Origin of the sequence: Hymenobacter ruricola, from assembly GCF_015694525.1 — a bacterium.
GTDB lineage: Bacteria > Bacteroidota > Bacteroidia > Cytophagales > Hymenobacteraceae > Hymenobacter > Hymenobacter ruricola.
Genome location: NZ_JADQDM010000003.1, coordinates 24559 through 39876 on the forward strand (window position 1 = coordinate 24559; position 15318 = coordinate 39876).

Genomic DNA, 15318 nt, shown 5'->3' on the forward strand with positions numbered 1-15318 from the left:
TTGTCCTGTCATCCTGAGCGCAGCGAAGGACCTTTTCACGTCGGAGTACTCGGGCGTGAAGAGGTCCTTCGCTGCGCTCAGGATGACCGAAAAGGCGACCAAAGGCTTTCCGTTGCGTATTCCTGCGCATGACTTCTCCTGCTACGCCTGCTTCCGCCCCCAACCGTTTTGTGGCCCTGCTGTCCCGCGCCGGGCTCGACTGGTTTTTGCTGGCGCTCATCGGCGTGGTGGCGCTGGCCTACTTCCAGCCGGGCCTGGGCAGCAAGGCCAGCGCCGTGCCCTGGAAAACCATTACGACCGTGGGCGTGGCGCTGGTATTTTTCTTCTATGGCCTGAAGCTGAGCCTGGAAAAGCTGCGCGCGGGCATGCGCAACTGGCGCCTGCACCTGCTGGTGCAGCTGGCCACGTTCGCACTGTTTCCGGCCCTGGCGCTGCTGGTGCGGCCGTTTTTTGGCAGCGCGGGCGGCGACTTGCTCTGGCAAAGCATCTTTTTCCTATGCGCGCTGCCCAGCACCGTGTCCACGTCGGTGGTGATGGTGAGCATTGCCGGCGGCAACCTGCCGGCCGCCATTTTCAACGCCAGCATTTCCAGCCTGCTGGGCATAGCCCTCACGCCGCTGCTCACCAGCCTAGTGCTGCACACCGGCACGGGCGGCAGCCAGCTGTGGGGCCTGGCCGGGCAATTGCTGTGGCAAGTGGTGCTGCCGGTAGGGGCGGGGGTGCTGCTCAATTCGCGCTTCAATGCCTTCGTCGACCGCCACAAAGCCGGCCTGCGCGTGTTCGACCAGGTCACCATCCTGCTCATCGTCTTCACCGCTTTTTGCGATTCCTTCGCCGAAGGCATCTTCACCCGCTACCAAGTGGCCGATATTGTCAAGCTCGGTGCGGGCATGGTGGCGCTCTACTTAATAGTGTTCGGCATCATCTGGGGGCTGAGCCGGGCGTTGCGCTTTTCGCGGGCCGACCAAGTGGTGGCCGTGTTCTGCGGGTCCAAGAAGTCGTTGGTGCACGGCAGCGTGATGGCGAGTCTGCTTTTCCCCGCCAGCGCCGCCACGGGCTTGATTCTGCTGCCGCTGATGCTTTATCATGCCCTGCAGATTATTCTGGCCAGCAGCATGGCGCAGTACCTGGGCCGGCAGGCCGCTGCGGCGCCGGTTGTGGCATAACGATAAAAAAGAACGTCGTAGAAGCCGAACGTCATGTCGAGCTGGTCGAGACATCTCGCGTGCCGCCACTAATCCATTGATTATTGCCCCGGGCGAGATGTCTCGACCAGCTCGACATGACGTTCTGGTGTGCAATGCCAGCGTTCTTACGCGCCCAGCTTCTCCTTAAAGAACGCCAGCGTCAGGGCCCAGGCTTCGGCGGCGGCTTGCGGGTGGTAGCTGGGCCGCTCGTCGCAGTTGAAGCCGTGGTCGGCGTAGGAAATGACGGTGCTGATGTAAGGCTTGCCGGCGGCTTCCACGGCGTCCGTTACCTGGGCAATGTGTTCCTTTTTAATGTGTGCATCCAATCCGCCCCAGAAGAACAGATGCGGCGCGTGCAAGTCCTGCGCGCGGTCCTTTAAGAGGTGAGTGCCGCCGCCGTAATACGACACGCCGGCCGCCAGCGGCAACACGGCATTGGCCAGAAACGACACCCGGCCGCCCAGGCAGAAGCCGATGCTGCCGATTTTGTCGCCCATCACCAGCGCCTGGCTCGTCAGCCAAGCGTGAGCGGCCTGCAGGTCGGCCGTGAGGTCGGTGGGGGTGATGGCTTGGAAATGGGGCGCGGCCACGGTGTTGAAATCCGAATAGGCAATTTCCAGCCCCGGCGCGGCGGTGCGGTGAAACAGCTCGGGCGCTATCACGGCGTAGCCGGCCGCCGCCAGCCGGTCGGCCACGCTGCGGATGTGGCGGTTCACGCCGAAAGCTTCCTGCAGGAGAATGATGCCCGGCACGGGGCCCGTGCTGCTGGGGAAAGCCGCGTAGGCGCGCATTTCGGTGCCGTCGGCTACGGATAGGGTCACGTTGTTTTGGTCGCTCATATTAGAGGGGTATCGATAAAAGTCCGGGTGCGTAACAGCTAAGTCGGGAATTGTTCATGCCAATAGCGCCGTCCCCGGCCGCACGGTCAAGCTGCCTCGAACCGGATGACCCCACCGGCGGTTTGGTGCTTCTACATTATATCTAGTCATGAATCCCTCCCCCACTATTCGCCTCAACGTGCTCGACCAGTCGCCCATCCGGCCGGGCGCCACGCCCCGCCAGGCCCTGCTCGAAACCGTGGAGCTGGCCCAACTGGCCGACCGCCTCGGCTACACCCGCTTCTGGGTGAGCGAGCACCACAACACCAACACGCTGGCCGGCTCCACGCCCGAAGTGCTGCTGGCCCACCTCGGCAACCACACCCGGCGCATCCGCCTGGGCTCGGGCGGCGTGATGCTGCCGCACTACTCGGCCCTGAAAGTGGCCGAAAACTTCCGCATGCTCGAAAGCCTGTTTCCGGGCCGCATGGACCTGGGCATGGGCCGGGCGCCCGGCGCCGACCGCCTCACCGCCTATGCCCTCAACCCCAGCAACCAGTTCAACGAAAAGGACTTCGTGGAGCAGCTGATGGACCTGCAGGCCTACCTGCGCGACGAAAAAGTGCCCGACACCATTCACGAGCGGGTGATGGCCATTCCGCAGTCGGCCACCGCCCCAGAGCTCTGGATTCTGAGTTCCAGTGGCCAGAGCGGCTTGTTTGCGGCGCACCTTGGCATGGCGTTTTCGTTTGCCCAGTTCATCAACGGCGTGGGCGGGCCGGCGGCCGTGCAGCAGTACCGCCAACGGTTCCGGCCCTCGGCCGAACTGGCCGCGCCGCTGGCCAACGTGGCCGTGTTCACCCTCTGCGCCGACACCGAGGAGAAAGCTAACGAGCTGCGCAAAGCCATGGACATGCAGCTCATCCGCTTCAACCGCGGCGAATTTCGCACCTTTCCTTCCACTGAGGAGGTGCGCAGCCACCAGTTCACGGCCGAAGACCAGGCCCACCTGCTGCACAACCGCAACCGCGTGGTGAGCGGCACCCCCGAGCAGGTGCACGCCCAATTCACCCAGTTGGCCGCCGATTACGGCGTCGACGAGCTAACCGCTGTTACCATCACCGCCGACTTTGAGGACCGCCGCCGCTCCTACGAATTACTGGCCGAAGCTTTCAACCTGACCCCAACGCCCACCAGGCAGGGGGCCGAGATGGCTTGAGCGCGGCCGTTACCGACCTGCTTAGTTACAATAAATGGCCAGCCGTAGTGCTGGCCATTTTTATTGGATTTCAATTATTTGCCAATGGCCGGTGTGCAGTGCGGCAAAAATCAGCGGCAGTAACGCAAAATTCGTGAGTTCATTATTTGGAACAATTCTAAATAGGCTGCACCTTTGCATCGTATTTTGAATCTGTCTAAATAAGCTATGCGCTCAGTTCTTCTTCCTCTTCTTGCTGTTGGCAGTTTGTTGCCGTTGGTTAGCACTGCTCAATCGGGTGACCCGCACCGGCACCACGAGAAGCGTCACGACCGGATGGGTGAAGTAACCGGCCGCATCGAACTGGCTGACGGGCAAGCCGCTGAGCAGGTTTCCATCCGGGTGAAAGGCACGTCGCTGGGCGTGAATTCGGCCGCCGACGGCACGTTTCGCATTCAGGCGCCGGCCGGCTGGCAGGTGCTCACGGTGACCTGCCTGGGCTGCACGCCGCAGGAAGTGACGGTGGAAGTAAAGCCCGGCCAGACGGTGGTGGCCCAGCCGGTGCGCCTGGCTCCCGGCGAGCAGCAACTGCAGGAAGTGACTGTGAAGGGCACGAAGAGCCTGAACGAGCGCACCCCGAGCGTGGGCAAAATGCCCATCGCGCCCCTCGACAACCCCCAGAGCACCGTCACCATCGAGCGCGAAGTGCTGGAGCAGCAGCAGGCCCTGCGCCTGAGCGACGTGCTGGCCAACGTGGCCGGCGTGTACATCATGGGCACCACCGGCGGCGCGCAGGAAGAAATTGCCAGCCGCGGCTTCGCCTATTCCAGCTCCAATACCTTCAAAAACGGCGTGCGCTTCAACAACGGCATCATCCCGGAAGTGAGCTCGCTGGAGCGCATGGAGGTGCTGAAAGGCAGCGCCGCCATCCTGTACGGCAACGTGGCCGCCGGCGGCGTGCTGAACCTGGTGACCAAGAAGCCGCAGTTTGAGCGCGGCGGCTCGGTGGGGCTGCGCCTGGGCAGCTACGGGTTCGTGAAGCCGCAGTTTGACGTGTACGGCGCCGTGGGCCAGAGCAAAACCGTGGCCTTCCGCCTGAACGGCACCTACGAGCGCGGCGACAGCTACCGCGACGGCGTGAAAAGCAACCGCGTGTACGTGAACCCCTCGCTGCTGTTCCGCCTCACGCCCAAGACGGACCTGATTATTGAAGGCGACTACCTGCGCGACAACCGCACGCCGGACTACGGCATCGGGGCCATCAACTACGAGATTCAGGACTCGCGCAGCCGCTTCCTGAACGTGCCCGACGCCACCAACGCCACCAACCAGACCAGCGCCACGGCCACCCTCACCTCGCGCCTCACCGAGGCCTGGCAGGTGCGCGCCGTGGGCTCGTTCCAGCGCTACGACAACGACTTGCGCAGCGCCGCCCGCCCCACGAGCATCGTGGGCACGCCCGGCGCCACCTACGGCAACTGGACGCGCGGCCTGCAGCGCACCGAAACCTCGGAAAACTACTTCTTGGCCCAGCTGGACCTGACGGGCACGTTCCGCACCGGCTTCCTCGGCCATACCTTGTTGGTGGGGGCCGATGCGGACCAGTACGACAGCAACGTAACCGGCTACACCAATCCGGCTTCGGCCGGTAGCGCCACCACGGCCGTATCGACCTACGACATCATCAACGTGTTGGACTTCAGCAAGAAAATTGCGCAGCCCACTGAGCGCCTGACCGGCTTCAACAGCCTGGTGCGCAACTCGCTGACGCAGGGCAACACGCGCCGCGCCGGCTTCTATGCCCAGGATTTGCTCAGCCTTTCGGATAAAGTGAAGGTGCTGGCCGGCCTGCGCTGGAGCTACCAGGAAACGCCCAGCAACGTGTACAACTTCAACACGGTGGCCAACGTGAACGCCAAAACGGCCAACACCTACGTGGAAACCCGCCGCTACGACAACGCCTTCTCGCCGCGGGTGGGGTTGGTGTACCAGCCCATCAAAACGACCTCGCTGTTTGCTTCTTATGCCAATTCGTTCGCGCCCAACACGGGCATCGACTTGCAGGGCAACACGTTGGCGCCTTCGCTGATTGACCAGTACGAAGTGGGCATCAAGAACGAGCTGTTCAAAGGTGCCTTGTCGGCCAACGTCACGGCCTACCGCATCGTGAACAGCAACCAGGCCCAGGCCGTGCTGCCCAACGACCCGCGCTACAACACCGATAAAACCGCCAGCCCGCAGGAACTGGCCGGCCAGGTCACCAGCAAAGGCGTGGAAGTGGACATCCAGAGCCGCCCCGTGAACGGCATCTCGCTCATCGCCGGCTACAGCTACAACTACACCGCCTACACTAAAAGCAACATCTACGAAGACGGCAGCCGCCTGCGCTACAACCCCGCCCACACCGCCAACGCCAGCCTGTTCTACAGCTTCGGCAGCGTGTTTGCCAACAACGCCCTGCTGCGCGGCCTGAGCGCCGGCGTGACCGGCTACTACGTGGGCGACCGCCTCGCCGGCCGCAACAACCGCAAGGTGAACCCCGCCAATGGCCAGCCGTGGCCGGCCACCGGCGACGCCTTCAAGCTCATTGCCCTGCCCAACTACTTCCTCTTCGATGCCTCGCTGGGCTACGCCTACGAGCGGTTCTCGCTGCGGTTCAAAATGGCCAACCTGCTCAACGAGCTGAGCTACAACGTGCACGACGACAACAGCATCAACCCCATTGCGCCCCGCACGTTCTCGGCCACGCTGGGCTACAAGCTGTAGATTTTTATGAAAAGCCCGGTCAAAAGCTTCATTCGCACCATTCACCTCTGGCTGGGCCTGGCCTCGGGGCTGGTCATCGTTTTCGTGTGCCTCACCGGCAGCATCTTAGCCTTCGAGACGGAGCTGGAGCACGCCTGGCACCCAGCGCGCTACACCGTGGCGCCCGCCACCACGCCCGCGCTGTCGCTGGCGCAACTCACGGCGGCCGTGCAGGCCTACAAGCCCAAGGCCAAAATCAGCGGCTTCAAAGTGTACGCCGACCCCGCCCGCAGCGTGGAGGTGAGCCTGGCCGGTGGCCCGGGCGGGCCCGGTGGCAAAGGCGGTGAGGGCCGCAAAGGCGAAGGCGAGCGCAACAAAGCCGATGCCGGCCGCCCCGCGCAAGGCCCGGCGGCGGTCAAAGGCGGCGAAGGCCCCGGCAAAGGCGGCAAGGGCAAGGGCGACGGGGGCGGCCCCCGCGTGTACGTGAACCCCTACACCGGCGCCATTCTGGGCGAAATGAACCCGCGCGGCAACTTCTTCCACACCGTGGAGCAGCTGCACCGCGGCCTGGTAGCCGGCAAAATCGGCAAGCTGGTGATGGGCGTGAGCGCCTCGATATTCCTTTTTATCCTGGCCACGGGCCTGGTGCTGTGGTGGCCCACTGCGCGCAAAGCCCTCACGCCGCGCCTGAAAATCAAATGGGGCAGCGGCTGGAAGCGCCTCAACCACGACTTCCACATCGTGCTGGGCTTCTATGCGTCGCTGTTCCTGTTCGTAATGGCCCTTACCGGCGTGGGCATGTCCTTCGATTGGGTGGGGCAGAGCATCAACAAACTCACCCACTCGCCCCTGAAGCGGCCCGAGCCGCCCGTGTCAGTGGTTCCCGCGGGCCAGGCCCAGCGGCCCGCCAAAATTGCCGCCGACGCCGTGCTGGCCCTGGCCCGCCAGCAGGCCCCCGCGGCCGAGTCCTACTCCCTGCAACTGCCGAAGGAGCCGACCGGCAGCATCCGCGTGGCCGTGCTGCGCCCCGGCGCCATCACCGAAAACGCCACCGATGAGGTGTACCTCGACCAGTATTCCGGCCAGGTCATCAGCGGGCAGACGTATGCGCAGCGGCCGGTGGGCCAGCGCATTCGGGGGCTGTTCAAGCCGGTGCACACGGGCGCCATCGGGGGCTTGCCCACCAAGGTACTGGCCTTCATCATTGCCTTGCTGGGCGCCACGTTCCCCGTCACGGGCACCATCCTGTGGCTGAACCGTATTCGCAAAAAGGGCAAAAAGCAGCCGCAGCTGCAAGCCGCATAAACCCACCCCGGATTTCCTATTCAACCCGCGTGAACACCCATTATTTATTCGCGCGGGTCGAATAGGAAATCCGGAGTGGGTTTATGCGTCAGGAGAACGTTTCCCAGCCCAGCTTCAGAATAAATGCGCTGACCACCGCCAGAAACAGCACCCGCACAAAGCCCGTGCCCTGCCGCAGGGCCAACCGCGCGCCCACCAGGGAGCCCAGCACGTTGCAAACAGCCATGGGCACTGCCACGTGATAAAGCACCTGCCCGGTCGAGATGAAATAAGCCAGCCCGGCAATGTTGGTGGCCACGTTCACCACTTTGGCCGACGCCGACGCAGCCAGGAAATCGTAGCCAAACAACCCCACGAAAGCAAACAACAGCAAGCTGCCCGTGCCCGGCCCAAAAAAACCGTCGTAGAAGCCGAGGCCCGCCCCCAGTGCCACACCCGTCCACAGCTCGCGGCTACCGTGCAGGCGCGGCGCGTGCAGGCTGCCAAAGTCCTTGCGCCAGAAGGTGTAGGCGGCCATGAGCACCAGCAGGGTCAGCACCAGCGGCTTCACCAGTTCCTTGTTGAGGCCGCTCACGGCCCGCGCGCCCAGCAGCGCGAAGCAGCCCGCCACCACGGCCGCCACCGTCACCGTGCGCCAGCGAATAGGTACCCCCGTCAACCCCCGCAAATACCGAAATGCCGAAGCCGATGTGCCCGCCAGACTGGCCACCTTGCCAGTACCCAGCACCGTGGGCACCGGCACCCGGGGCAGCAGCAGCAGCAGTGCCGGCAGTTGAATGAGCCCGCCGCCGCCCACCATGCCATCGATAAGACCGGCCAGGAAGGCGAAAACGCTCAAGAGGGCCGTGGTGCCCAGCGAAATAGATTCCACAATAAAACAGGTAAGCGGGCAGCCCTATCGAAGAAACAGCCGGGCTAAGGTGGGAAATCCGAAAATGAGTGACAACAGCAGCCCGATAAGCAGCGGCGTCCCAAGCGACTTGTGGGGCAGGCTGCGCGCTTCGGGCGCAAGCTGGTTGTAGCGTCGGCTCAGCCATAGCACGCCGACCAGGTTCAGCCCGACGCCTACCATATTGTTGCTAACGACTGTGTTGTTCAACAGCAAAACTACACCCAAACGCGTTACTGTGAAGAAAATACATTCCCACAGCAAGTGGCGCGCAGCCGTCCGATGCCCCAGGTTTTGAGGCTGGCATGAGCCATTACCCCGCCAAATAGCGGCAGCAGGAAAAATGCAAAAAGCTGCACTGCTACCGGCGAGTATAGCGGCGATGCCGGCCGGCAACAGGGCTATTTGCGGGCTCCATGCTTTAGAAGGGTGGGTCTTCGTGCGCGTTGAAGTTGCTCTTGGGGAAGGGCACCGGCGACTCATTAATCTTCGAGCCCAGGCGAATGGTGTTCGGCGCGAAGGAACTGGGCTCGCTGTCGAAGTTGCTGGCGGGCAGCCCCATGGGCTGGTAGCCGCTGGGGTCGAAGCCGCCCATGCCGTCGAGGTCGGCAAACTTGGTGTACTTGCCGATGAACTTGAGCTGCACGGTTTCGAGGGAGCCGTTGCGGTGTTTGGCAATGATGACTTCGCCCACGCCCTGCGTCGAGTTGCCTTCGGCGTCCTGGTCGAGGCCGTAGTATTCGGGGCGGTAAAGGAAGATTACCATGTCGGCGTCCTGCTCGATGGAGCCCGATTCGCGCAGGTCACTGAGCTGCGGCTTTTTGTCGCCGCCGCGGGTTTCTACCGAGCGCGAGAGCTGCGACAGGGCCAGCACGGGCACGTTCAACTCTTTGGCAATGCCCTTGAGGGCCCGCGAAATGCTGGCGATTTCCTGTTCGCGGTTGCCGCCGCGGCCGTCGGTATTGCCGCTCATCAGCTGCAGATAGTCGACGATAATCATCTGTACGTCCTTCTGCGAGCGCAGGCGGCGGCACTTGGTGCGCAGCTCGCGGATGCTCAGGCCGGGCGTGTCGTCGATGTAAATCGGGGCCGCCGAGAGGGCCGTGATTTTGTGGTTGAGCTGCTGCCACTCGTGGTCGGCGAGGCTGCCCTTCTTGATTTTTTCGGAATCCAGCTCGGCTTCGGCCGAAATCAGACGATTTACGAGCTGCAGCGAGGACATTTCCAGCGAGAAAATGGCCACGGCTTTCTTGAAATCCACCGCCGCGTTGCGCATGGCCGAGACCACGAACGCCGTGTTGTGCGTCACCGTCATGTCCTGAAGCAGGAACAGGCGGTTGCCGTCAATCTCAAAGCCGTAGTAGTCATCCACTTTGTCAAACTCCACGGTAATGCCCGTCTGTCGCCAATCGACGGGCGAGGCCCAGGGCTGGGCCTTTTTGCGGGCCACGCGCACCGGCACGCGGTTGATGTCGCCGTAGAGGCGCACGCGCCACACCTCGCTCTCGTAGCCGATGCTGGAAATGGTGGCGCGCTTCTTCGTGAGCGAGGTGCGAAAGCCCAGCGAGTCGCCCAGAAACTTGATTTGCCGAGCCAGCCGGTAGTTTTTCTGGGTGATTTCGTAGCCGTTGGACACCGGGTCGAGGTGGCCGTCGCTGTCGATGAGGCCGGCCAGCAGGCGCAGCCGATTTTCGGTTGAGTTGATGGCGTAGGAGCGCGGGATGTGCTTGTTGCCCAGCACGCCCAGCTGGCGCAGCTCGTCCTGCAAGGAGTATTCGGCAATGTTGCCGCCCTGCCGGTCCTTGGTGATGCCGTAGCTGTTGCAGCGGTTTTCGACCACGCCTATGGTTACCTGCATATTTAGCGCAGCGGCGTATTCGTGCAGGTAGTCAATGATTTCGAGGTCCTGGCCCGTGATGCGGCAGTTGTCGCTGGCGCCGTCGCCCAGCCACACGCCCAGGAAATACGGGTCTACCGGCAATTCCTGCGCCTCAAACTCCACGGGCACTTTGTATCCTTTGTAGTTCGAGCGGAACTTGGGCCCTTTGGCCAGGTAATCCTTCACTGTGATGTTGAGCACGTCGCCGTGGCGGTGCGGGCCCTCGTTGCGCGAGCGTTTCAGCGAGAGGATGTGGCTCTCGTTCACGCGGTAGTCGTTGCCCTTGTTTTGGCGCACCCAGTACATGTTTTCGCGGCCGCGTGCAATGCTCAACACCCGGCGCGGGGTGGAGTCGTCGCCCATCAGCAGGTCGCCGGGCAGCACGTCCTCCACGTTGCGCAGGTCGCCGTCGAACATCAGGACCTTGGTGCCTTTGCCCAGGCACTTACCCATGCCCGGGCGGGCGGCAATAATCACCAGGTCAGACGGTTGCCAGCCGCTCGTGACGCGGTCCAGCGCCGTAAATCCGGTGGGCACGCCGGTCAGGCCGTCGCTCTGGTTCTTCTTTTCCTCCAGCTCTTTGATGGCCTTGCCCATCAAAGAGCGCATGTCGTCGAAGTTCTTGCGGATGTTCGACTCCGACACCTCAAACAGGGCCGATTCGGTGTCGTCGAGCAGCTTGAACACGTCGGTGGTGTCCTCGAAGGCGTCGCGCTGAATTTCGCTTGAAATCCGAATCAGCTCGCGCTTGATGGCCGTTTCGGTGATGATACGGGCGTGGTATTCCACGTTGGCCGCCGAGTTCACTTTCAGCGTGAGGTTGGCCACGTAGAAGGGGCCGCCGCAGGCTTCGAGCTCGCCCATTTCGCGCAGCTCGTGCACCACGGTGAGCTGGTCGATGGGCTCGGATTTGTCGAACAAACGGATGACGGCCCGGTAAATCCGCTGGTGCGCGTCTTTGTAAAAGCTCTCGGGCTTGAGCAGGTCAATGACCGAGGTCAGGGCGTCTTTTTCCAGCATCAGGGCACCAAGCACGGCCATTTCGAGCTCGGGCGCCTGGGGCGGCAGTTTGCCAGCGGCGCTGGCATTGTAAGGGACCATGCCCGACGCCCCGCGGTTGGCCAGCGCGGCTTTGGCGCGGGCGGCGGATTGTTTCAGGCGGTCGTCCATCCGGTCTTGCATCGGGTTGGGAAGGGAGTGGAAGGGCGAGGGAAAAGCGGGCGGCCCGATTAAAAAACCATCGAACACGCCTTGTATACAAAGCTAACCCGTAAGTCGGGGAAAAGTGCAGGCGGAAAATTCGATTCTTTGCGCTATGGAATGGGCCCGGCGGCCGGGCGTTTGTACTTTCGCGGCCCAGCTTTTTTTGTTTCTTCGCTTGGCTTCCGACTCCCTTTCTCCGCAATCCGCTGCGCCGCAGCGCGTCCACCTCATCGCCGTGGGCGGGAGCATTATGCACAACCTGGCGCTGGCCTTGCACCGGCAGGGCGCCCGCGTGACGGGCACCGACGACGAAATTTTTGAGCCCGCCCGCGGCCGCCTCGCCGCCGCCGGCCTGCTGCCCGACCAGGAAGGCTGGGACGCCGCCCGCATCACCCCCGACCTCGACGCCGTGATTGTGGGCATGCACGCCCGCCCCGACAACCCCGAGCTGCTGCGCGCCCAAGAACTGGGCCTGAAAGTGTATTCCTTCCCGGAGTACATCTACGAGGCCAGCCGCGATAAGCAGCGCATCGTCATCGGCGGCTCGCACGGCAAAACCAGCATCACGGCCTGCATCCTGCACGTGCTGCGCTACCACGGCCGGCAGTTCGACTACGCGGTGGGCGCCCATCTGGCCGGTTTCGACCTGATGGTGCAACTGACGGACGCGCCCATCATCATCATCGAAGGCGATGAATACCTCTCTTCGCCCGTCGACCGGCGGCCCAAGTTTCACCTCTACCAGCACCACATCGGCGTGATTTCGGGCATCAGCTGGGACCACATCAACGTGTTTCCGACCGAGGAAATCTACCGCGAGCAGTTCCGCATCTTCGCCGACATGACGCCCAAGGCCGGCGTGCTCATCTACGACCGCGACGATGAGCAGGTGCAGCTCGTGAGCGTGCCCACCAGCCCCGACGTGACCTACATCGGCTACGGCCCGCACGAGCACGTCATTCGCAACGGCAAAACCTTCCTCATCAATAAGAAAGAAGAGGAAGTGCCCATCCAGGTATTTGGCGAGCACAACCTGCGCAACATCTCGGCCGCCAAGGAAGTGTGCAAGCAGCTCGGCATCAAAGGCAAGGACTTTTTCAAGGCCGTGGCTTCGTTCCCCGGCGCTGCGCGGCGCCTGGAGCTGGTGAAGGAAGGGGCCACCTCGGTAGTGTATAAGGATTTTGCCCACGCACCCAGCAAGCTGAAAGCCACCGCCACGGCGCTGAAGAAGCAGTTTCCGCAGCGGCGCCTGGTTGCCTGCCTGGAGCTGCACACCTTCAGCAGCCTAAACCCGGATTTCCTGCCGCAGTACGCGCATTGCTTCGATGCGCCCGACGTGGCCGTGGTGTACTTCAACCCGCATGTGCTGGAGCACAAGCGCCTGCCGCCGCTGGCCGCCGCTACCGTGGCAGAGGCATTTCAGCGCCCCGATATCAAGGTGATTACCGACAGCGGCGAACTGGCCGCGTTCCTGCGCGCGCAGCCCTGGGCCAATGCCAACTTGCTGCTCATGTCGTCGGGTACTTTCGATGGGCTTGATTTGACCGCATTAGCCACCGAAATCACGGGCTGATTATGAAACCGACGATTCTGCTGCTACACGGCGCCATGGGTAGCCCGGCGACGCTGGAACCGCTGGCGGAGCTGTTGGCGGCCGATTTCGATGTGAAAACCTTTGCTTTCGCCGGCCACGGTGGGAGGGGGGTAAGCCTGGCAACATTCACGCTGCCGCACTTCGCCGAGGAAGTTTTATCGTTTCTCAAAGCGCACGAAACGGCGCCGGCGCACGTGTTTGGCTACAGCATGGGCGGCTACGCGGCGCTGCTGGCGGCCCACCAGGAGCCGGCGCGGTTTGCCAGCATCACCACGCTGGGAACCAAGCTGGACTGGTCGCCGGAATCGGCCACGGCCGAAACCCGGTTCCTCGACCCGGAGAAGATGCAAGCCAAAGTGCCGGCCTTTGTGGAGCAACTACGCCAGCGGCACGCGCCGGCCGACTGGGCCGCCGTGGTGCGCGCCACAGCCAGCATGATGGTGGTGGCCGGCGCCGCCCCGCCGCTGGCCGCTGCCGACTTTGCGACCCTGCAAGTACCTGTGCAGGTGCTGATGGGCGATGGCGACCTGACCGCCGAGCGGGGGGACGCCAGCAGAATTCTGGCCGAGCAGCTGCCGCAGGGCCACTACACGGTGCTGCCCAATACGCCGCACCCCATCGAACGAGTCGACATCACAGACCTGGCAAGTCGCATTCGGGCTTTTGCGTTGCATCATGCCTAAAAGTAAACCAATGTAGAGACGCCTATTTGCGTCTCGTCGTAGAACGGCTTGCGGTAGAACCATTGAATAATTTTGTTCAATGACGAGACGCAAATAGGCGTCTCTACGCCGTTCTGCTAGCTTTCTAAACCTTTAATAGAAAAGCCCGCTACTCAGCGGGCTTTTTTGGCGTTTGCGGGGCTTTGGGGCGGGGCCGGTCGGTGGTGATGAGCAGGGCCAGGGCGGTGAGGGCGGCGCGGAGCAGCCATTTATTGCGCGTGGTCATTGGGCGTTGGCGAAGAGCTCGTTGTTGGGCTCTACTTTCAGGTCGCAGTGGCTGCCGGGGGAGCTTTCGGAGCAGCTCGTGCCCACGATGCGGCCGTTCTCGAAGTTGAAAAAGCAGGCCGGGCAGCCGGTGCTGATTAGGGTGTAGCGCTCGGCCGAAGGGCGGAGGTAGAATGTGTTGTCGCCGCCGCTGGTGAGGGGCAGGGCCATGGCCCGGAACATGCCCCCGCGCAACCCCAAGCCGATGAGGTAGTAAGTGGCCACCGTGCCGGCATCGACGGGCGCCTTGCGCACCTGGATTTTGTCGACCACGGTGCCGTCGTTGAACTGCCGGATGAACGCTTTGGCCAACTCGCTGCGGGGCGTCTTGTACTCGGTGGTCGTGTCGGTGAAGTGCACAATCTGCCGGCTTTCGGGCTTGGCAATGACCTCGCCCTTGATGCGGTTGGGACTGCCAAACTCACCGGAAGTCGACTTGGTGCTTTCGCACGCCATGGTGAGCAGGGCCACCAGCAGGCTCAACAAACCCAAACCAAGCAGACGAGGAAGCAATTTCATGAGGGAAGAAAGAGAAAGAACGGAAAGAGAGCGCATCGGCTGACACCTCCTCTTTCCGTTCAACGATACTAGCGGGGTTTGTAGTACTTACGCGCCTCGGGCAGCTCGCGTTGGATGTCGGCAATGCGGGTGCCGTTGGAGGGGTGAGTGGAGAGGAATTCGGGCGGGGCTGCCCCGCCTTTGGCGTCCATGCGCTGCCAGAACGCGATGGCACCTTCCGGGTTATAGCCGGCCATGGCCATGAAAATCAGGCCCAGGTGGTCAGCTTCTGATTCCTGGTTGCGGCCGTATTTCAGCAAGCCCACCTGCGAGCCCACGCCGAACGCCTGCAAAGCCAGCTCCTGCGTGGCCGCGCTGTTGGTGGACAGGGCCGCCGAAAGGGCCTGCCCGCCGGCCTGTTGCAGCAGGCTCTGGCTCATGCGCTCGGAGCCGTGCTTGGCCACGGCGTGCGCGATTTCGTGGCCCAGTACCACGGCCAGGCCGTTGTCGTCCTGCGTGATGGGCAGGATGCCGGTGTACACGGCCACTTTGCCGCCGGGCATGCACCAGGCGTTTTCCTGCTTATCGTTGATGACGTTGAACTCCCACTGGTAGCCGGCCAGCTGGTCGGTGGCGTTTTGCTGGCGGAAATACTGCTCCACCGCCGCCTGAATGCGCTGGCCCACGCGCCGCGTCTGAGCCAGCTGCTCCGAATTGGTGGAAAGGGGGCCTTTGGCGATGACTTCGCGGTACTGCTGGGCGGCCAGGGTGTTGACTTCGGTGTCGCTCACGAGGCTGAGCTGGCGGCGCCCCGTGATGGGCACCGTGGCGCAGGCGGCCACGAAGGCCAGGCCGGCAACGAGGGTGAGTTTTTTGAGCATGGAACGGGAAAAAAGGAAAGTATAACCGGACCAGTGGCTGGCCCGTTTAGCCGGCAGGTAAGGGGAGAACTCAAACCCGCCGTTGCCGCCTATACGGCAGCAGGTCGGGTAAATGTTTAGCTGCGGTGGGCAAGA

General features: G+C 62.9%; 12 protein-coding genes. 6 read left to right on the forward strand and 6 right to left on the reverse strand.

The genetic code is table 11. The annotated features are described in order from the left end of the window. Positions 1 to 128 precede the first annotated feature (128 nt). Complete coding sequence (locus I2H31_RS08200; RefSeq protein ID WP_196292546.1) at positions 129 to 1166, forward strand: bile acid:sodium symporter family protein; 1038 nt, start codon at positions 129 to 131, stop codon at positions 1164 to 1166. Positions 1167 to 1312: 146 nt separating this feature from the next. Here I2H31_RS08200 and I2H31_RS08205 read toward each other — a convergent pair whose 3' ends face one another. Continuing rightward, the gene (locus I2H31_RS08205; RefSeq protein WP_196292547.1) at positions 1313 to 2026 is read right to left on the reverse strand and encodes a dienelactone hydrolase family protein; all 714 of its coding nucleotides are present in this window, start codon (positions 2024 to 2026) and stop codon (positions 1313 to 1315) included. A 148-nt stretch (positions 2027 to 2174) separates the two neighbouring features. On the opposite strand from I2H31_RS08205, the gene I2H31_RS08210 reads away from it, so the two are divergent. From I2H31_RS08210 to I2H31_RS08220, 3 genes are all read left to right on the forward strand, one after another. Continuing rightward, a complete protein-coding gene (locus I2H31_RS08210; protein ID WP_196292548.1) occupies positions 2175 to 3224 on the forward strand; it encodes an LLM class flavin-dependent oxidoreductase in 1050 nt (349 codons plus the stop codon). Positions 3225 to 3470: 246 nt separating this feature from the next. Continuing rightward, positions 3471 to 5969, forward strand: a complete 2499-nt coding sequence (locus tag I2H31_RS08215; protein WP_230687591.1) for a TonB-dependent receptor — start codon at positions 3471 to 3473, stop codon at positions 5967 to 5969. Positions 5970 to 5975: 6 nt separating this feature from the next. Further along, a complete protein-coding gene (locus tag I2H31_RS08220) occupies positions 5976 to 7253 on the forward strand; it encodes a PepSY-associated TM helix domain-containing protein (protein ID WP_196292550.1) in 1278 nt (425 codons plus the stop codon). Positions 7254 to 7341: 88 nt separating this feature from the next. Here the strand turns inward: I2H31_RS08220 and I2H31_RS08225 are convergent, their stop codons facing one another. The 3 genes from I2H31_RS08225 to dnaB form a co-directional block, all read right to left on the reverse strand. After that, positions 7342 to 8124 carry a sulfite exporter TauE/SafE family protein gene (locus I2H31_RS08225; RefSeq protein WP_317192200.1) on the reverse strand — a complete coding sequence of 261 codons (783 nt, stop codon included), beginning with the start codon at positions 8122 to 8124 and terminating at the stop codon, positions 7342 to 7344. A gap of 24 nt (positions 8125 to 8148) precedes the next feature. After that, positions 8149 to 8352, reverse strand: coding sequence for a hypothetical protein (locus I2H31_RS08230; RefSeq protein ID WP_196292551.1), 204 nt, complete (start codon positions 8350 to 8352; stop codon positions 8149 to 8151). A 211-nt stretch (positions 8353 to 8563) separates the two neighbouring features. Next, a complete protein-coding gene (gene dnaB, locus I2H31_RS08235) occupies positions 8564 to 11122 on the reverse strand; it encodes a replicative DNA helicase (protein WP_230687636.1) in 2559 nt (852 codons plus the stop codon). A 277-nt stretch (positions 11123 to 11399) separates the two neighbouring features. Between dnaB and I2H31_RS08240 the strand changes: the two genes are divergently transcribed. Together I2H31_RS08240 and I2H31_RS08245 are read left to right on the forward strand one after the other, a co-directional pair. After that, positions 11400 to 12797 (forward strand): UDP-N-acetylmuramate--L-alanine ligase, encoded by a 1398-nt coding sequence (locus tag I2H31_RS08240; RefSeq protein WP_262895770.1) that lies wholly within the window; start codon positions 11400 to 11402, stop codon positions 12795 to 12797. A 2-nt stretch (positions 12798 to 12799) separates the two neighbouring features. Continuing rightward, entirely contained in the window at positions 12800 to 13501 is a 702-nt protein-coding gene (locus I2H31_RS08245) for an alpha/beta fold hydrolase (RefSeq protein ID WP_196292554.1), read from the forward strand. Between the two features lie 261 nt (positions 13502 to 13762). Here the strand turns inward: I2H31_RS08245 and I2H31_RS08250 are convergent, their stop codons facing one another. Both I2H31_RS08250 and I2H31_RS08255 read right to left on the reverse strand, forming a co-directional pair. Beyond that, the gene (locus tag I2H31_RS08250; RefSeq protein WP_196292555.1) at positions 13763 to 14323 is read right to left on the reverse strand and encodes a hypothetical protein; all 561 of its coding nucleotides are present in this window, start codon (positions 14321 to 14323) and stop codon (positions 13763 to 13765) included. Between the two features lie 68 nt (positions 14324 to 14391). Further along, complete coding sequence (locus tag I2H31_RS08255) at positions 14392 to 15183, reverse strand: M48 family metallopeptidase (RefSeq protein ID WP_196292556.1); 792 nt, start codon at positions 15181 to 15183, stop codon at positions 14392 to 14394. Between the last annotated feature and the right edge of the window lie 135 nt (positions 15184 to 15318).